Origin of the sequence: Granulicella sp. 5B5 (assembly GCF_014083945.1) — a bacterium.
In the GTDB taxonomy this organism is placed as follows: Bacteria; Acidobacteriota; Terriglobia; order Terriglobales; family Acidobacteriaceae; genus Granulicella.
Genome location: NZ_CP046444.1, coordinates 3,569,106 through 3,587,356, shown reverse-complemented (window position 1 = coordinate 3,587,356; position 18,251 = coordinate 3,569,106). Strand labels below are relative to the sequence as shown.

Below are 18,251 nucleotides of genomic sequence, written 5' to 3'. Positions count from 1 at the left end.
GTTGTGCACAAGCATCCGTGCATGGCGGTTCCAGTTGTCGTATAGTAAAGAGGACTGAGTTGGTCGCATATGCAGGGTGAGATGGACGTCACAGCACTGAGTAACGCGAAGGTGGGGAGCATGGGGGTGGTGGAGCGCATCGACCTGCCAGAGGATGTGTGCCATTACCTGGCGCATCTAGGGTTCCTGCCGGGGACGACGATTGAGGTGTTGCGTAGTGCGCCGGCAGGCGATCCGCGGGTGTATCGGCTTGATGGGGTTGAGGTTGGGCTGCGGTTTGAGACGGCCAAGCACATCTACCTGAAGGTGGCTGAGGCGGTTGGAGCCTGGCGATGAGCTGCCATACGCCGGTGATGGATATCCAGGAGCCCGAGGCGCTGACGCCGATTGGGCCGAAGCCGTTGCGGACGGTTGCGCTGATTGGGCCGCCGAACTGCGGCAAGAGCACCCTGTTCAACCGGTTGACCGGGCTGCGGCAGAAGGTGGCGAACTATCCGGGGGTGACGGTGGAGCACCACTCGGGCAGGATGAAGGCGATTGGCCGGAGCGATCTGACGCTGATTGATCTGCCGGGGATTTATAGCCTTGCAACGTACTCCGAGGATGCTCGCGTTGCCGTTGAGGTTCTGACGGGCAAGATGCGCGGCGTTCCGAAGCCCGACTGCGTGCTGCTGGTGCTGGATGCGACGCACATGAACCGGCAGCTGATGCTGGCTGCGCCGGTGTTCTCGCTGGGACTGCCGACGCTGGTGCTGCTGAATATGAGCGACCAGCTGGAGGCGCGTGGCGGCAAGATCGATACGCTGGCGCTGGCGCATGCGCTGGGACATCCGGTGGCGCTGATCTCGGCGGCGAATGGGACCGGGCTTGAGGTTATACCTGACTTCTTGCAGCGGATGGGCAACCGTCCTGAGGATGGGTCGCGGCCGGTGCAGTTGCCGGTGCTGCAGAGCGCGGCGAGCTGCCGCAACTGGGCGACGCAGGTGTCGCAGCGGACGAAGTATGAGGCACCGCAGGCGGCGCTTTGGACGCGACGGCTGGACCGCGTGCTGCTACACCGCATCTGGGGGCCGGTGATCTTTCTGGCGGTGGTGATTGGCGTGTTCCAGGTGGTGTTTGCCGCTGGACAGCCGCTGAGTGACTGGCTGACGAACATCCTTACACGCGCTGGGGCACATGCTGCGTTGATGCTTCCTGATGACTGGCTACGGCCGCTGCTGCGCGACGGGTTGTGGAACGGCGTGCAGTCGGTGCTGGTGTTTCTGCCGCAGATCCTGCTGCTGTTCTTCTTTATCGGCATCCTTGAGGACTCAGGTTATCTTGCACGGGCGGCGCTGATTGCAGACCGCGTGATGCGGTCGATCGGGCTGAATGGCAAGGCGTTTATTCCGCTGCTGAGCGCGTATGCGTGTGCGGTGCCGGCGATCATGGCGACGCGGACGATCGAGAACAAGCGGGAGCGGTTTGCGACGATCCTGATTGCGCCGTTTATGACGTGCTCGGCGCGGCTGCCGGTGTATACGCTGATCATCGCGGCGTTTATTCCGAACCGGCTGTTTCTGGGCGGCGTGATTGGGCTGCGCGCGATGGTGATGCTTTCGCTGTATGCGCTTGGGTTCCTGGCGGCGATGGTGACGGCGAAGCTACTGAACTCGTCGGTGATGAAGGCGAGCCATGCACCGTTTGTTCTGGAGCTGCCGCAGTATCGCTGGCCGACGGTGCAGTCGTTGTCGTTGCGGCTTTATGACCGAGGGAAGCTATTTCTGAAGAAGACCGGGACGATCATTCTGGCTTGCACCTTTACGGTGTGGCTGCTGAGCGTGCTGCCCTTGCATGCCGGGCAGTTCTCGGAGCTGACATCGAGCGTGATTGGGCACCTGGGGCACTTTATCGAGCCGGCGATCCGGCCGCTGGGGTTCAACTGGAAGATCGGCATTGGGCTGCTGAGCTCGATTGTGGCGCGTGAGGTGATTGTGGGGACGCTGGGGACGCTGTATGGCGTGGACCCGGCGACGCACTCGGTGGGGCTGCAGGCGGCGCTGCGGCACGATATGACACTGGGCGGTGCGATTGCGCTGGTGGTGTTCTTCGCGTTCGCCATGCAGTGCACGTCGACGCTGGCGGTGGTGCGGCGCGAGACGAACAGCTGGAAGTATCCGGCGGCGCAGTTCCTTTACATGAGCGGCGTGGCGTATGTGGCGGCGCTGATCACGAACCAGGTGCTGACGCGGCTGTTTTAGCCGGGCACCCTCCCCCGGTTTTGGGGCTATGATCCGCAGCCGATTGGAGTTAAGGTTGGATACCCCTTAAGCTTCCCTGGAGAAATAGGATGACTGGTCGCTACTGGGCGTGACGGGCCTTTTGTGCACGGTAGCGGCGGTCGAGTGCTTCACGGATCATGGTCTTGATGACGGCCTGACGACTGATGTTCAACGTCTCCGCCTCTCGATCCAACTCCTGGAGCATCGGAGCGGCGAAGTCCACATTGACCCGCTGAACGGCTGGTCTGACGATCGTGAACTGATTTGTAAAGTGGCCTGAGATGTCCTGTCCACGATCAGCCATCTCCGCGATTTTCTCTGCAGGCATCGGTCTAGTGAATGTTTTCGGCATATGCTCTCCTCTCCTCTTTTGTGGCCTTCCATAAAGTCACAAGGTGGTAGAAATCACCTTCTTTGTCGTGGCGCACTTCATAAATCACGCTATAGAGGGTGCCATCCACCCATCCGATGGCACGGAACTGCTCGGGATCATCGGAGCGACGGTCGGTGATGTGCTCCGACTCAAAAAGCGCCTGCACCTCCTCAAAGCCGATGCCCCGCTCCAGGTTGGCCCTAAGTCTCTTGCTCTTCTCGGGATCGAAATGGAAGCGCATGGATAACAGTTATACCACTATTGTACCGATGACCATTTTATCGCTCTGCGCTCTCCGAGACATTCTCCTCGTTCCACGACAAAAGCCCGGCGGCTGCCGGGCTTTGCTTTTTGCTGACATCTTTAATTGTACGGGGCGTGTCAAGGGGCGTCAGGAGAAGAGGGCGATGAAGGTGGCGGCGTTGGACTGGACGATCCACGAGGCAAAGTTGGAGAGCAGGTTGACCTGAGTAGCGGAGAGGTCAGTCTTGAGGGTGCTGTAGCTGGGAAAGTGGTGGGTAGCAACGTCGAAGTCCACTGCGACACGGACGAACGGGTCAGTGATTGCGTCGTACCAGGCGGTGTCGTAGTTGAGGTAGACCCAGACGACGGTGACGGACTGGCCGCCAGGGACGCCGAACCACGGATTTGCCACGGTGGTGAGTTGCTGCGTATAGATTGCAGCGGCCGAGTGCTGGCCTGAGCCTGAGGCGCTCCACAGCCCTTGCTGCAGATCCGCAAAGGCATCCGAGGGAAAGACCTGATTGAACTGAAAGGGCGCAAAGCCCTTGCCGATCGGTTCCCCGTTGCCGTAAGGGGTGTAGGCGCCGTTGGAGTAGGGCTGATAGCCGAAGAGAGGCGGGAGGCTGCCATCTACCTGAACGGGGCCGCCGGTCGCCTGCGCGAGGGGATGTTCGGTGTTGATAAAGGCGACGATACGGGTGACGTTGGAGTAGGAGAGCATGGAGGCAACGCCGGTGTTTTCGAGCGAGCCGCCGTCAGTGAACTGATTGGGGTTGAGGGTCTGGCCGATGGGCGGGTTGAGCGGCGACCAATAGTCGTAGACGGGGATGATGTCCTGAACAGCGCTGGGCAGGGTGGCAATGGTGGCGGGGCCGCCAGGCGCGGAGAGCAGGCCCGCAGGATTGTGGACCATGCCAGCTTTCGTGAGCTTGCTGAGGACAGCAGGACTGTGGACGCGGAGCTCGGCCTGAAACTGGACGGGATTGAGTTTCCATTCGTTGAATTTGTTGATGATGTCCTGCGCGAAGGCGGCGCTGCTGGTGCCGAGGATGTCAGTGAGTGACCACTGACGGGACTGCTGGACGGTAACAGTGCCGCTACTGGAGGCAGTGGGCGTGGAGTTGAAGGCGAAGGACGCCACGCCACCGCTGCCGACAGGGCGCTGATTGATGTCCGTCGCGCCGGGAGGTGTCGAGAGGACTCCGGTGGCGATAGGGGTGGACTGGACGGGCGCAAGCAGCCCATGGACGCCGTTGACGGAGACGGAAAGACCGCAGAGGGAGATGAGATAAGGGCGGCGCTGGCCGGTAGGCTGGGCGACGAGGTCCGTCATCGTGGAGTCCAGCGATGGGTTCGGCCCTGTGACGTACTGGGTGAGCGAGGCGGTGTTGTAGGAGAAGAGGTCGGTGGGTGCGTCGTCCGTGCCGGGGCTGAAGAGATCGTAAGGCTGAAGGAAGGTGAGGCCCATGATGGTCTGCCAGACCATGTTCCAGGGCACACCCTCGGCCGTGGCGAGGTGTATGGCCGTGAGGGCGATCTCGGAGATGGAGAAGCCGCTGTTGATCTGCTGTCCGATGCCGCTGGGGGTGGCGTGGATGATGTCGAGACTGAGGCTGGCGGGCTCGGTGTAGAGGCCGAGGAAGGTGGCGTCAGTGCCTTGCGACGATGGCAGATAGGTGAACGGGATGCCGATCCAGCCGCCGCCGGAGACTGTGGAGAGCGCGACTACCTGACTGAGGAGGCTGGCTCCGTTGGCTTGAAGCGCTTCCAGCGCCTGGAGCTGGCCCATGCCCGCAGTGAAGGCGCGTGAGCCGCCTCCGCTGAGGCAGACGCCGACGTTGCCGGTAATCTGCGAAGGGATAAGCGAAGCGGGTGGATTGCTGGAGGAGAGGAAGAGAGCCGCGGTGAAGGAGCCGGAGGACATCGTGACCTGACCTTTCGTTAGGCAGAGGTGCCTAGTAGTCAGCAGGCTGCGATGCGGACGTGTCTGCCGTGAAAGCTCTGCGTGACAGATGAAGGGGGACCCGGCGAGGCCTTATCACGGTCTCCGAAGCGGGAGCCGGTGTCAAGTGAAAATACGGTGTGAGGGCGTCAGTGGCCGTAGGTGGCTTCGTGCTGGGAGACTTTGCCTCGGAAGAGCCAGTAGACGATGCTGAAGTAGAGGATGGCGAGCAGGGTGCCGAAGGTCCACCAGACAAGGCCTACGCGCAGGGTGTGGGGGCCGGCGATGGCGTTGGCGACGGTGATGGACTGGCCTCCGGGAATGGTGGTGGGCAAGAGCACTGGGTAGAGACCGGCGGCGGCGCCGCAGAGCATTGCAATGAGGTAGGTGCAGGAGCAGAAGAAGGCGCGAAGGTAGTCGTGTTTGCGCATGAAGACGAGGAGGCCGCTGAGGCTGAGGATGACTCCCAAAGGCGAGAGGAACGCGGCCGGATGCAGGGTGTAGTTGTTCAGCGAGCCGGGGCGGGCGAGGACCGTGGCAGGGATGGCGCAGACGGTGGCGAGAGCGACGAAGGGCAATAGCCGGCCGGCGGCGACACGTGCGCGGCGCTCAAGGTGGCCTTCGGTCTTGATCATGAGATAGAGCGCGCCGTGCATCGCCAATGCGAGCAGGGCCATGACGCCGCCGATGACGGTGTACCAGTCGAGGATGCCGGGGCTGATGCCGGTACGCCAGTTGGTCCAGAGCGGGAGATAGAAGTAGTTGTCGGGGCCGATGGGGACTCCGCGGACGACGTTGGCGAGCGCTGCGCCGAAGAAGATGGCGAGCAGGGTGCTGGAGAAGAAGAAGAGGCCGTCGAAGAAGGTGCGCCAGAGCGGGTCGCGGAAGTGCATGCGGAGTTCGACGGAGAGGCCGCGGAGGATGAGCAGCCAGAGGACGATCATGAGCGGCATGTAGAAGCCGCTGAAGGATGAGGCGTAGAGCAGCGGAAAGGCGAAGAAGAGCGTGCCACCGGCGGCGATGAGCCAGACCTCGTTGCCGTCCCAGACGGGGCCGATGGAGTGGATGGCCTGCTGGCGGTCTTCTTCGGTGCGGGCGACGAAGGGCATGAGGATGCCGACGCCGAGGTCAAAGCCGTCGAGGACGACGTAGGCGGCGAGCATGACGGCGACGATCCAGAACCAGAGTGAGGCCATGGGGCTGCGCTCCTAGATGGTGGTGAGGGTGTGGCCGGAGAGGTGCCTTTCGTCCGGGCCTTTCTGGATGATGTTGTAGACCAGCAGAATCCAGAGGATGGACAGGACGGTGTAGAGGCCGAGGAAGCCGAGCAGCGAGAAGAGGCTGGTGCCGGGGCCGATGTGGGTGGAGTATCCCTGCGAGGTGCGGATGAGTTTGTAGACGAGCCAGGGCTGGCGGCCGATCTCGGCGGTCATCCAGCCGGCGGTGTTGGCGATGTACGGCAGCGGGAAGCTGACCAGCAATGGCCACAAGACCCAGCGTGCGGTGAAGAGCTTGCCGCGCCAGAGCAGGAAGGCCGCAAGCGCCATGATGGCGACAAAGTAGGTGCCGAGGCCGACCATGATGTGATACGCGTAAAAGAGCAGCGGCAGCGTGGTGGGCCAGAGGTCCTTGGGATAGGCGTCGAGGCCTTTGACCTCAGCCGAGGTGGTGCCGTAGATGAGGAAGCTGAGGACGTCGTTGACCGCGATGGGGTTGTCGATCTTCTGAGCTTCGACGTCGGGCTGGCCCATGAGGACCATGGGCGCGCCCTTTTGGGAGTGGAAGAGGCCTTCCATGGCGGCGATGGCGACGGGCTGGTTTTTTGCGAGGTACTTGCCGTGGAGATCGCCGGTGGGGAAGATCTGCAGGACGCAGGCGATGACGCCCGTGATGACGCCGAGCTTGAGGAAGATGCGGCCGAAGTCTTCGACGCGGTCCTGGAGGACGTAGAGCGCGCCGACGGCGGACATGACGAAGGCGGCGGTGACGACGGCTCCGCACATGTTGTGCGCGTACTGGAGCCAGGCCCAGGGGTTCATGATGAGACCCCAGAAGCTGGCGACCTGGAAGGTGCCGTCGGGCATGAGCTGGTAGGCGACGGGGTGCTGCATCCAGGCGTCGGTGACGATGATGAAGAAGCCAGATATCCAGGAGCCGAGAAAGACCAGGAAGGCCGCGCCCCAGTGCTGGAAGCGGGTGAGACGCCGCTCGCCGAAGAGAAAGAGGCCTAGGAAAGAGGACTCTAGGAAGAAAGAGAAGACGCCTTCCATGGCGAGCGGCTGTCCGATGACGCCGCCGGTGCGGCGGGAGAACTCCGACCAGTTGGTGCCGAACTGGAACTCCATGGGGATGCCGGTGATGACGCCGAGGAGGAAGTTGATGGCGAAGATGCGAGCCCAGAAACGGGCTGCCTGGTTGTAGTGCTCGGACGTGTCAGGATCGGCGGTGCGGAGGGCGATCGTCTTGAGGATGACGATGAGCAGCGCGAGGCCCATGGTGAGCTGCGGAAACAGATAGTGGAAGGTGACGGTAAAGGCAAAGTGAATTCGATGCAGCGTGAGAGCATCCATCCAGCGGTCTCCTGTTCACACACGGCAAGTGTATGCCGGGTTGAACGCTGTGTCAGTGATCGGCGGCGGTAAACGCCGGTTTTCTGCGTGACGCGCGGAGGACCGATTCGGGCGTGGGCCATGGTCTCGAAGAAGCGGATAGCGGCTTCATGGTCGTGCTTGCGGACCAAAACAGATGTCGCAGGGGATATTTCACCCAATGTTCAACATCGCTGCACGCTGCAGCGAACCGCTTTCTGTAAGCTCACCACACTCAATATCTGGAATCGAGAGGCCTCGGCCGGAGGTTACAGAGACAAGTATAGGAAGCCTGCCTGCACTGATTCAGTTGCAGGAATGCGGATTTGTGTCTGTATACCGCTGCCGTTTTGAAGACTAACCTGGAACACTTTTGCCGCAGAGAGGAACACAATGAACGGAAGACTTACAAGAGCAGCCATCGTTTTAATGGGAATGATGTGTGCCAAAGGTGCACTCGTCAGCGCACAGCAGAGCCAAACAGCCACAGGCCAGCCGCAGACGCAGGCCCAACCGGGCACTCCACAGGTTACGGCTTCCGATGAGGTGACGGTAACGGCCTCCGGCGAGACACGCGATGTGCAGACGGTCGATCAGAAGCTGCTGCTCGAGACGACGCCGGGTACCAGCCCCATCGCCGTGCTTGGACACCTTCCGAGTGTGAGCATCACGTCGGCAGATCCCTATGGAGCCTATGAGTGGGCAGTGCGGATCTCCGTCCGCAGCTTCAACCAGAACCAGCTTGGATTTACGCTGGACGATGTACCGCTGGGCGATATGTCCTACGGCAATCTGAATGGTCTGCACATCAGCCGCGCGCTGATCGACGAGAACCTGGGGCACGCTTCGATTTCACAGGGCACTGGAGCGCTCGATACGGCTTCGACCAGCAACCTTGGCGGCGCGGTGCAGTTCTTCTCCATCGACCCTTCGGACAAGCGCGGATTCCAGGCGACGCAGAGCTTTGGCAGCTTCAGTGGATCGCGCACGTTTGTGCGCTACGACACAGGGTTGCTGCCTACGCATACGAAGCTATTCGTCGATGGCGTGTACCAGACGTCGGACAAGTGGCGCGGCTCGGGGCCGATACGGCAGAGCTACTTCCAGTTCAATACGAAGCTGGAGCAGTTTGTGGGCAGCAAGGGCATGTTCACGGCGTATGCCGATTACTCGAACCGGCAAGAGGTCGACTACCAGGACGACAACAAGCTGTGGGTACAGAAGCTCGGATATCACACCGACAACTTCGGCGACTGGGGCACAGCCCTGCAGGCTGCCAATGCGTATAACGCGCAGGGCGGCGGAGGGCATGTGTTCGCAGGCATACCGACGGTGTTCCCGGGTGCGATTCCGACCCTTCAAAGCGGATTCGGCGATCTCTCCAATGATCCTGAAGACGTTGGCTACTACGCTGCCGGTGGTCTGCGGAAGGACTTTATCGGGTACCTGAAGTACAACACCGCGATCACCAGCCACCTGACATTCAAGACCACTGTGTACGGACATCACGATGCCGGAGCGGGTCTTTGGTATACGCCTTACCTAGCCACGTACAACTCCACGCTGACGCCGGTTTCGCCGATCTCCGAGCGCACCTCGGAGTACCGGATCGCGCGCGGCGGCGTGCTCGCCGAGCTGAACTACGACAACGGACGCAATGCGATCGAGGGCGGCGTGTGGTTCGAGAAGGAGAGCTTCGACCTGGCACGGCGCTTCTACGGCACCACGCTGCTGGCACCGACGTTCACCGTCTACGACATACCGAAGAACCCGTTCTTCACGCAGTGGGCCTACAACTTCCCGACGAACCTGTTCCAGGTGTATCTGCAGGACACGTTTAAGATCACGCCGAAGGTGACGATCGTTGCCGGATTCAAGACGAGCGAAACGTATCAGACTGGCAACCTCGTGGCGTACGACGCGGGCCTGAACCTCAGCCCGACGGACGTGGCTTCCAACTATGCGCAGGGCAAGCTGACTTCCGGCAAGCCGTTTCTGCCGCAGGTCGGCGGGAACTGGAAGCTGAACCAGAAGCACGAAGTGTTCGCCGATGTCGCGGAGAACGTCCGGTCGTTTCAGGTCGGCGGGAATGGCTTCGGGACCTCTCCGTGGGGAACGACGCAGGCCGGTTTCAACGCGCTGACGAGCAATCTGAAGTCAGAGAGTGCATGGAGTGAGGAGGGCGGCTTCCGCCATACGGATAACCGCATCCAGGCGCAGGCGAGCTACTTCCACGTGAACTTCTACAACCGCCTGCTGGCGATTCAGCAGGGCCCTGGCATTGCCGGTGCGGCTTCCATCCTGTCAAACGTTGGCGGAGTGACGACCAACGGCGTGGATGGAGCGATCACAGCCCGCCTCCACGAAGGATGGACGTTCTACAACGGACTGACCTTCAGCAAGTCCAGCTACGATTCGAACTACAACATCACGAGCGGAACGGGTGCGGTAACGACGATCCTGACCGGTGGCAAGATCGCGGTCGACTCGCCGGAGTTCCTGTATAAGAATGAGCTGAGCTACAGCAAGAAGGGCTTCGACATCCATATGGGCTCGGACTATATGGGCAAGCGCTACTTCACGTACACGAACGACAACAGCGTGGGCGGACGTTTTCTCGGGGACTTTGGAACGAGCTACCATGTCGATGAGATTGGCCCGTTCGACCAGCTAAAGCTGCAGTTCAATATCTACAACATCGCAAGCACGAAGTACTGGGGCACTGTCGGCACAAACGGCTTTGTCGCCAGCGATCCAACTTCGATTGCGAACAACACACTGCAACCGGGCGCGCCCCGCGCGATTACGGGGACCCTGAGTGTGAAGTTCTAAGACAGCGAGCGAACACAAGCAAAAAGCTCCGGCTGCGGCCGGAGCTTTTTGCTTGCTGCGATGAAGAGGGGGTTAGGCGCTGGGGTGTTTGAGGATCTCGGCGAGGGCCAGCAGGCGTTTGGAGTCGGCTGGGTCTTTAGCTGCTGTGGCGGTGGCTTCGAGGGACGGAGCAAGCTTGTTCAGCTTCGCAACTTCCTTCGCGGACATATGCGAGGCTTCAGCCTTAGCAATAGCCTCGCGTGTGTGGGCGATGCGGCTGGCCGAGAGCGCCTGTGAGCGGGCGAGCTGGTCGAGGTAGGCCTTCGCGACGATGAGCTCGCTGGGCCAGACAATCTTCTGCTGGTTCTGCACGTTCAGCTCTGTGACCTGCACGGCTTTGGCGGCGTCGATCTCGTTCTGAGTGAGGTTGGCGGTGGGGGTGAGTTCGAAGACGTCGAGGCCGCGGGCGATCTCCGAGCCGTAGATGTGGCCGTTGTACCAGTAGGCCGACCAGTCGCCGCCGAGGACGAGGGTTTTGGCGTCGATGGGGCCGCGGTCGTAGTAGGCGATCTCCTTGGGGTGAGCGGCGTCGGTGAAGTCCATGATGGAGATGCCACCCTGATACCAGGCCTGGACTTCGATGTCGCGGCCGGGGATGGGAATGAGCGAGCCGTTGTGGGCTACGCAGTTTTCGGTGTCGGTCTGTGCGGCGGGGAGCTTGTAGTAGCTGGCGAGGGAGAGGTTGTCGCTCTTGAGGTGGAAGATGGCGTCGGCGCCCCACTTGTTGGGGTCGTTGGGACGGCAGCGCGCGCCGAGTCCCCCACCCCACTCGTCGGTGAAGACGACCTTGGTGCCGTCGTTGTTGAAGGTGGCGGAGTGCCAGTAGGAGTAGTTGGGGTCGTTGACGGCGTCGACGCGCTTGGGGTGGACGGGGTCCTTGATGTCGAGGAGGATGCCGTTGCCGGAGCAGGCACCGGCGGCGAGGCCGAGCGCGGAGTAGACGGTGATGTCGTGGCACTGGTTGGTGTCGGCGGGCTTTTCGGCGCCCTTGTCGTGGCTGCCGCCGTTGTTGAGGCCGTTGAGCGCGCCGGTGCGGGCATCGATGAAGACGCGCGGGTTGGAGACGATCTTTGCGTCCTCAGGATGCGCGAGCGGGACCTTGATGACGTCGATGCGGAAGAGCGCGGTGTCGGGGTCCTTGTCGGGCGTGCCGCCGGAGCAGCCCGCGAGCTCTTCAGACTGACGCACGAAGGAGGTTCCGGAGACGTAAATGTAGACGTTGTCCTTGTCGTTGGGGTCGACGACGAGGGTGTGGGTGTGGGAGCCGCGGCAGGTCTGGACGGCGGCGACTTGTTTGGGGTTCAGGATGTCGGAGATGTCGAAGATGCGGACCCCGCGGAAGCGCTCTTTTTGCGGCGAGGGGAGGCGACGGACTGGCGCTTCGCCGGGCTTGGGCTCGGGTGCGGGCGGGTCGGCCGGGAAGCCCTGCGCACCGCAGTCGAGGCGGCCGTTGGGCATCTCGACGGACATGAAGAGGAGGTTGCCATAGACGGAGACGTCGCCCTGACCCCCGGGGCAGATGAGGGTGGTGAGGAGCCTGGTCTTCGCGGGGTTGGCGATGTCGTAGATGCTGATGCCGTAGAAGTTGCCTTGGAAGAGATGCGTGCCCTGGAAGGCGAAGTCGGAGTTGGCGTAGGCGAGCTGCGCGATGACGGGCTTGAGCGAGGCGGGCATCTTCGCCACGTTGCCGATGCCGAGCAGGGCGAGGGTTTTGGTGACCTGCGGATCGTTGGGCGAGGTGGCGTCGAGGCGGAAGGGGTCGGGCTTCTTGAGGAAGTCGAGGTGCTTGATGCCGAGGGAGGTCTCGCCAGCGTCGTACATGCCGGCCTTGAGGGTGTAGCGAGGGTCGTGGATGTTGGAGCCGGTCATGCCGGCGGGCAGCGGCGGCGCGGGCTTAGGCGCGAACTCATCGAGCTCGTCGGTGGGCGTAGGTTTGGCAGCGGCCTTGGGGTTGGGCGCGGGCTGCTGGGCGCGGAGCGATGGAGCGGCGGCGAAGACGCCAGCGGCAGCGAGGGTGAGGATTGCCCAGCGCGAGGTGAGGGTTTGCGTGCGATTCATCGGGTCTCCTTGGAGGATTCTTGAGCTGGGAATTCTTTGGCGAGCATATTCTGCATGATGCGGATCTCGGCGCGCTGGGTGTTGTCGGCGTCGGTGGCGAAGTTGAAGAGGTCGGCGTCCTGACCGGCGCCAGCGGAGTTGAAGAGGTCGCTCACCATGGAGAGCGCACCGCCGTGGTGCTGGATCATGCCGGTAAGAAAGAGGCGATCGAACTGCGCGCCGTGGGCTGCGCGGAGAGCGGCCATCTGCCTGGGCGTCAACATGCCGGGCATGGGTGCCACATCGTCGCCGGACATTGCCATGTCGGGCATACCGGGCATAGGCATGGAAGTGGACTGGCCGCGGGCGACGAGCCAGCGCTGCATGAAGCGGATCTCGTCGGACTGGGAGGAGCTGATCTTCGCGCCGAGGCGGCGGACGCCGGGGTTGGTGGTGTGCGAGGCGATGAGGGCGGTCATGACGACGGCCTGTGTGTGGTGCATGATCATGCCCTGCATGAAGTCGATGTCAGCCTGTGCGACGGGCGGGACGGTGGCGTGGGTGTCAGACGGCAGGACCTTGCTGGGCTGGCCGGGCGCGCCGGGTTGGACGACGACAGGAGACTGCTGCGCCGTCGCAGCGACAGAAGTGACAAACAACAGGACAGTACACATTTTGAGGTGGTGGGACATTTTGTTGCCTTCAACGGTAGCACGGCGTCAACCAGCCAGAACGTGACTTAGCGTTCGCCCCAGCTGAGCTTGCTGCGGAGGACGCTGAAGAGGCCGTTGGGATGCAGCCGGAGGAGGTGGACCTTGCGGGTGGATTTGCGACACTGGATTCGGTCGCCGAGGTCGAGCTCCACGGCTTCCTGACCGTCGATGGTGAGGTAGCTCTCGTGGGGGACGACGTCGACGGTGACGGCGATCTCGGAGTCGCCGGGGAAGACGATGGGGCGGATGGTGAGCAGGTGCGGACAGATGGCGGTGAGGACCATGGCGTCGACCTGCGGCATGAGGATGGGGCCGTTGGCGGCAAGGGTGTAGGCCGTGGAACCGGTGGGGGTGGAGACGATGACGCCATCGGCGCGGAAGCGGGCGACGAACTGGCCGTCGAGTTCGATGGCGAACTCGCCCATGCGGGCGATGGCGCCTTTGCTGACGACGACGTCGTTGAGGGCCTCCCACTCACGGAAGAGCTGGCCGTTGCGGAAGAGGCCGGCGTGCATGAGGCTGCGGGTGTCGATGATCGCGGTGCCGCAGCTCCAGCAGTCGAGCGTGGTGTAGAGGTCGGCGAGCGGGACTTCGGTGAGGAAGCCGAGAGAACCGAGGTTGACTCCGAGGATGGGGGTTTCGGTTTCAGCGAAGGCGCGGGCGGCGGAGAGCAGCGTGCCGTCGCCACCGAGGGAGATGACGAGGCTGGGCTTGTGGCGCGGGAGCTCGGTGCGCGCTACGCCGAGGTGCGGCGTGTGCAGGTACTCGGCGGATTCGGGGTCGAGGATGGTGTCGTAGTTGTGGGCCAGCAACCAACGGGTGAGCTCGGGGAGGATGGTCTCCATCTCGGGCTTCTGCGGTTTGGAGATGATGGCAGCGAGGCGCATAAGGACAGTGAGTAGAGGATAGAGGATAGAGGATAGAGAAACAACGAAGGACGCTAAAACTTTGCGTGGAGGAGGAACTCTTTGTTGCCTTCGGTGCCACGGATGGGGGAGTCGATGAGAGCGAGTGCGAGGCCGTTGAGGTCGGTGACGGCGGTCTTGATGCGATTGATGGCGAGCTGATGGGCGGCGGGGTCGCGCACGATGCCGCCTTTGCCGACGTGCTCGCGGCCAGCTTCAAACTGCGGCTTGACGAGGAGGGCGGCTTCGCCGCGCCAAGTATCACCGGGCGGGACGAGAGCGCTGAGGACGGCGGGAAGGACGAGGGTCGCGGAGATGAAGCTGACGTCCATGGCGAAGAATGTGACGGGCTGTGGCGATAGCGGGAGAAGCTGGCCGGGAGTAAGCAAGCGGGCGTTGGTGCGTTCGAGGAGCGTGACGCGTGGGTCGGTGCGGAGGGCGTGGGCGATCTGTCCGTAGCCAGTGTCGACGGCAAGGACTGAGGCGGCGCCGTGCTGGAGCATGCAGTCGGTGAAACCGCCGGTGGAGGCGCCGATGTCGGCGCAGGCGAGGCCTTCGACGGAGATGCCGAATTGCTTGAGGGCGTGCTCGAGCTTGAGGCCGCCGCGGCTGACGTAGCGGAGGTCGTCGCCGAGGATGCGGAGAGCAGCTTCGGTGGAGACGGAGACGCCGGGCTTGTCGACTTTTTGCTCGTCGACAAGGACGCGGCCGGCGAGGATGAGGGCCTGGGCGCGCTCGCGGCTGGTGACGAGTGCGCGGTCGACGAGGAGCTTATCGAGACGGTTCTTCATAGGAGACAGGCAGATTATGCCGCTCGGTTGAGGATAGCGGAGAGCTGGCTGCACCGTTGTGGAACGCGGCGCGCGAAGAGAGAACGACGCATGTTTACAGGATGCAACGTGTGCCGATGGATGGCGTACACTGGGCGAGGCCAGTTGACACAAGCACAAACGGCTGCGGCCCACGCGATGCGAAGTAACCGCCGCGGAGATGTCCGCAGTGCGGTGAAATGAGCTGTTCGGCGGGGTCATGCAAATCCGAAGCTTCTGTGGGTGCGTTCTATGAGTGAAGAGTTGGATGGGGTCGAAGCTATGCCAGCGACAACGTCGGATGAAGACGCATCGCTGCTCGCGAAGATCCAGAGCGGCGAAGAGCAGGCGATGGCCCTGCTCTATGACCGTTACTCCAAGATTGTCTATTCCGTCGCACTGCGTGTGTTGCGAGATACCGCAGCGGCAGAGGACGTGATGCGGGAGATCTTTATGCAGGTATGGCGCACCCCCAGCGGCTTTATAGCGACCAAGGGTAGTCTTGGTGGCTGGCTGGCGGTAGTGGCGCGGAACCGTGCGATCGACATGCTGCGGCGGAAGAGGCCGAGCGAAGAGATCGAGGAGGTGGCGCTGGCGTCTACCTTCAACCTTGCAGAAGAGTCAGAGCGCAACCTCTTGATGGAGCGGGCCCGGGCAGCGGTGGTGACGCTTCCACCGGAACAGCGGAAGATGCTGGAGATGGCGTTTTTCGATGGATTGACGCACGCCGAAATCGCCGAGATGACGGGAGATCCGTTAGGCACTGTGAAGACACGCATCCGCAGTGCCCTGATTACGGTGAGAAAGGCTTTCCAGGCATGAGCACGGCGAACCACATTTCGCAAGACGATTTGCTCCTCTTCGCTCTCCAGCTATTGCCCGATGAGGAGATGACCACGGCCCACGACCATCTGCTGTCGTGCGAGGACTGCCGCAAGCAGCTGGCATGGGTGCAGGGCGATATGGCGAGCTATGCCATGACGGCCGATGTGCAGGTGCCTCCGGCTGCGGCACGCGAGCGGCTGATGCGCAGCATCGCCAAGGAGAAGCGCCTGGCGCCGAAGATGGCCGCGGAACCCGCCGAGATCGAGCGGCCGGGCGAGGCGCCGGAGCGGCTGAACAACGTGTTGAGCTTTGGCGAGGCTCCGCTGGTGAAGCGCAGGATGGGCGTAGCCGGCTGGGCAGGATGGGCTGTGGCCGCGGCGGCTATCGGGGTCGCAGGGTTGCAGTATCAGCAGACGCAGGGATTCAAGAACGACCTGGCGGCCAGCCGCTCGGAGTTGACGGAGGTATCAGCCGAGGCCAGCAACGCGAGCCTGGTGCTGGAGACGCTGACGAGCTCCAAGGCCAAGCAGGTGGCGCTGACGCTGCCGTCGAGCACGCCGGCGCTGCCGGAGGGGCATGTGTCCTACCTGGGCAGCAAGGGCTCGATGGTGTTTGTAGCCAACCACCTGACGCAGCTGGAGCCAGGCAAGACCTATGAGCTGTGGCTGATCCCGTCGGGCAAGGGCGCAAAGCCTATCCCGGCCGGCACGTTCAATCCGGATAGCCAGGGGTGCGCGACCAAGCTGACCGCTTCCCTGCCGAAGGATGTGGACGTCGCCGCAGTTGGCGTGACGGTGGAGCGTGCGGGCGGTTCCGATGCACCGACGCTGCCGATTGTGCTGATGGGGAACTAAAGGTGGAGGAGTAGAGGAGTAAAGAGTAGTGAATGCAGGGGCCGCCTTAGCTGGCGGCCTTCGTGTTGTTGCGATACGGCAGCGATAGTCGAGCCGATAAGCGTCAACGCTGAGGGCAAAGAACAGAGGCAGACGTTATAGCGTCTGCCTCTGGGTGATTCGCTGGTCTTTGAAACTTGAGGCTATGGCAACGTTGTCAGGACGCGGACTCCGAGGCCCTGCAGGTTGATGTGGCCCTGCACGGTGTTGGAGTCGGTGTAGATGATGGTCATGTACTGGTTGTCGGGCGAGGTGACGTAGACCTTGCCGGTGGGATCACCCGTCGTGGCCGAGATGGTGGAGGGGTGGCCATAGACCAGCGAGGGGCTGGTGTTGTCGCCGATTGTGGCTGCGCTGGATGAGGTGGCGCAGATAGTGGCCGTGACCGTGCCGGAGATAAGGCTGACGACCGAAACCGAGCCTTCGCCCGCGGCGCAGGTGCCGGTGGAGTCAAGCTGGTTGGCAACGTAGGCGGCGGTGCCGTCGCGCAGGACCGAGACCATCTGCGGATTGATGCCGACGTTGACGGTGTTAGTAATTGTGCCGAAGGTGTTGCCATCGACAGGGTTGTTGGCGTTGCACTGTGGGTTGGCGGTCTGGGTGCTGGCCGTGCAGAGCGGGATGTCGATGATGCTGAGGGTGCCGGCGTGTGTGCCATCGCCCTGATTGAGCACGACGAGCTGATTGGTCGTGGGCGAAAGGTCGGCCCAGACAGGGTCGGGGGCCGCAACGGCACCGTTGCTGGCGGCGGCGCCCAGATTGATGGTGGGCGTCGTGGAGTCAAGCGCGTTGTTGACGACGTTGATCACCGAGACGGTGTTGCTGCCCTTGTTGAGAATGAAGGCGCGGCGGGTGTCGGCGGTCATGACGCCGTAGACGGGCGTGGCGCCGACGGGAATGGTGGTGGAGATGCCGAGCGAGGAGGACGAGGTGGCCTCGATAGCCGCAACCTGCCCGTTGCCGCTGGTGCCCTGGCTGATGGCGTAGACGCGCGGGGTGCCGTCCGCGCCGACGACGTAGACCGGGTTCGCGCCAACAGAGAGAGTCTGCAGCAGCGAAGTGCTCGCGACGCTGAGAACCGCGACGGAGGAGCTATTGGTCTGCGGGATAAAGATGGAGGCCGTGCCGTTGGCCGGTGTAATGGCCGAGATGCTGACCGGCGCCGAGTTCGCGGTGAGCGTTGTCGCCACGACGTTGCTGGTGAGCAGCGAGGCGGGATTGCTGGTGGCGAAGTCGTTGAGCGACCCGTCCGTGTTGATGGCGAAAGCCTCGGTGCCAGTGTTGTTCAGAGCGAAGTAGCTGGGGTTGGCGAGGATGTTGGGGGTATCAACGACAGTGTCGCCGGAGAAGTCGACGAAGGTGACGAGGCCAGGCAGCGATCCAGACAGCGCGGCAAATCCCGTCTCCGTTGCGGCAGTGTTCACGTACGTGAAGCTGGCTTCGAACTGGGTCGTCGAAAGACCTGTCGAAAGAACCGTGAGGTTTTGCCCATTCAGAAAGGTGCTGGTGGGCAATCCAGAGAGCGTAACGACCTGCCCTGCGGTAAACGGGTTGGACGTCTTGACGTAGACCGTTATCACATTGGCTGCGATGCTGTATCCGGTGATCTGGTCCACCGTGCTGGTGGGGTTCGAGACCGCGACCGCATACTTGGTGGGTTGGCTGGCCGGGCCGACGGGGCTGATGGCGCTGACGACGGGACGGTACTGGTTGCCACAGGCGCTGAGGCCCAGAGTGGCGGAGGCCAAGGCAAGAGCGGCGACGGTGCGGTGCTTCATGAACTGATGCAAG

The 18,251-nt window shown here is 62.5% G+C and carries 15 protein-coding genes; 5 read left to right on the top strand and 10 right to left on the bottom strand.

Annotated features, from left to right (window positions below):
• The first annotated feature begins 81 nt into the window (after positions 1-81).
• Together GOB94_RS15190 and feoB are read left to right on the top strand one after the other, a co-directional pair.
• On the top strand, positions 82-336 hold the full coding sequence (locus tag GOB94_RS15190; protein WP_255484043.1) for a FeoA family protein: 255 nt from the start codon (positions 82-84) through the stop codon (positions 334-336).
• Positions 333-2,240 (top strand): ferrous iron transport protein B, encoded by a 1,908-nt coding sequence (gene feoB, locus GOB94_RS15185; protein WP_182276694.1) that lies wholly within the window; start codon positions 333-335, stop codon positions 2,238-2,240. Before GOB94_RS15190 ends, feoB begins: the two co-directional genes overlap by 4 nt.
• Positions 2,241-2,340: 100 nt before the next feature.
• Here feoB and GOB94_RS15180 read toward each other — a convergent pair whose 3' ends face one another.
• The 5 genes from GOB94_RS15180 to GOB94_RS15160 all read right to left on the bottom strand — a co-directional run bounded on the left by GOB94_RS15180 (position 2,341) and on the right by GOB94_RS15160 (position 7,389).
• Positions 2,341-2,589 (bottom strand): CopG family transcriptional regulator, encoded by a 249-nt coding sequence (locus tag GOB94_RS15180; protein WP_182276693.1) that lies wholly within the window; start codon positions 2,587-2,589, stop codon positions 2,341-2,343.
• A 4-nt stretch (positions 2,590-2,593) separates the two neighbouring features.
• A complete protein-coding gene (locus tag GOB94_RS15175) occupies positions 2,594-2,875 on the bottom strand; it encodes a BrnT family toxin (RefSeq protein WP_182276692.1) in 282 nt (93 codons plus the stop codon).
• 150 nt (positions 2,876-3,025) lie between these two features.
• Positions 3,026-4,801, bottom strand: a complete 1,776-nt coding sequence (locus GOB94_RS15170; protein WP_182276691.1) for a hypothetical protein — start codon at positions 4,799-4,801, stop codon at positions 3,026-3,028.
• Positions 4,802-4,968: 167 nt separating this feature from the next.
• The gene (gene cydB / locus GOB94_RS15165) at positions 4,969-6,015 is read right to left on the bottom strand and encodes a cytochrome d ubiquinol oxidase subunit II (protein ID WP_182276690.1); all 1,047 of its coding nucleotides are present in this window, start codon (positions 6,013-6,015) and stop codon (positions 4,969-4,971) included.
• 12 nt (positions 6,016-6,027) lie between these two features.
• On the bottom strand, positions 6,028-7,389 hold the full coding sequence (locus tag GOB94_RS15160; RefSeq protein ID WP_182276689.1) for a cytochrome ubiquinol oxidase subunit I: 1,362 nt from the start codon (positions 7,387-7,389) through the stop codon (positions 6,028-6,030).
• A gap of 447 nt (positions 7,390-7,836) precedes the next feature.
• Here GOB94_RS15160 and GOB94_RS15155 point away from each other — a divergent pair, with 447 nt between their 5' ends.
• Positions 7,837-10,239 carry a TonB-dependent receptor gene (locus GOB94_RS15155; RefSeq protein ID WP_255484041.1) on the top strand — a complete coding sequence of 801 codons (2,403 nt, stop codon included), beginning with the start codon at positions 7,837-7,839 and terminating at the stop codon, positions 10,237-10,239.
• Positions 10,240-10,311: 72 nt separating this feature from the next.
• Here the strand turns inward: GOB94_RS15155 and GOB94_RS15150 are convergent, their stop codons facing one another.
• The 4 genes from GOB94_RS15150 to GOB94_RS15135 all read right to left on the bottom strand — a co-directional run bounded on the left by GOB94_RS15150 (position 10,312) and on the right by GOB94_RS15135 (position 14,724).
• Positions 10,312-12,336 carry a hypothetical protein gene (locus GOB94_RS15150; RefSeq protein ID WP_182276687.1) on the bottom strand — a complete coding sequence of 675 codons (2,025 nt, stop codon included), beginning with the start codon at positions 12,334-12,336 and terminating at the stop codon, positions 10,312-10,314.
• Entirely contained in the window at positions 12,333-12,974 is a 642-nt protein-coding gene (locus tag GOB94_RS15145; protein WP_255484040.1) for a DUF305 domain-containing protein, read from the bottom strand. Before GOB94_RS15145 ends, GOB94_RS15150 begins: the two co-directional genes overlap by 4 nt.
• Before the next feature lie 80 nt (positions 12,975-13,054).
• On the bottom strand, positions 13,055-13,915 hold the full coding sequence (locus GOB94_RS15140; protein ID WP_182276685.1) for an NAD(+)/NADH kinase: 861 nt from the start codon (positions 13,913-13,915) through the stop codon (positions 13,055-13,057).
• Positions 13,916-13,968: 53 nt separating this feature from the next.
• Positions 13,969-14,724 carry a TlyA family RNA methyltransferase gene (locus tag GOB94_RS15135; protein ID WP_182276684.1) on the bottom strand — a complete coding sequence of 252 codons (756 nt, stop codon included), beginning with the start codon at positions 14,722-14,724 and terminating at the stop codon, positions 13,969-13,971.
• Positions 14,725-14,994: 270 nt separating this feature from the next.
• Between GOB94_RS15135 and GOB94_RS15130 the strand changes: the two genes are divergently transcribed.
• Positions 14,995-15,564 carry a sigma-70 family RNA polymerase sigma factor gene (locus tag GOB94_RS15130; RefSeq protein WP_255484039.1) on the top strand — a complete coding sequence of 190 codons (570 nt, stop codon included), beginning with the start codon at positions 14,995-14,997 and terminating at the stop codon, positions 15,562-15,564.
• Entirely contained in the window at positions 15,561-16,421 is an 861-nt protein-coding gene (locus tag GOB94_RS15125; RefSeq protein WP_182276682.1) for an anti-sigma factor, read from the top strand. Before GOB94_RS15130 ends, GOB94_RS15125 begins: the two co-directional genes overlap by 4 nt.
• 182 nt (positions 16,422-16,603) lie before the next feature.
• Here GOB94_RS15125 and GOB94_RS15120 read toward each other — a convergent pair whose 3' ends face one another.
• Positions 16,604-18,238, bottom strand: a complete 1,635-nt coding sequence (locus tag GOB94_RS15120; protein WP_182276681.1) for a YncE family protein — start codon at positions 18,236-18,238, stop codon at positions 16,604-16,606.
• Positions 18,239-18,251 lie beyond the last annotated feature (13 nt).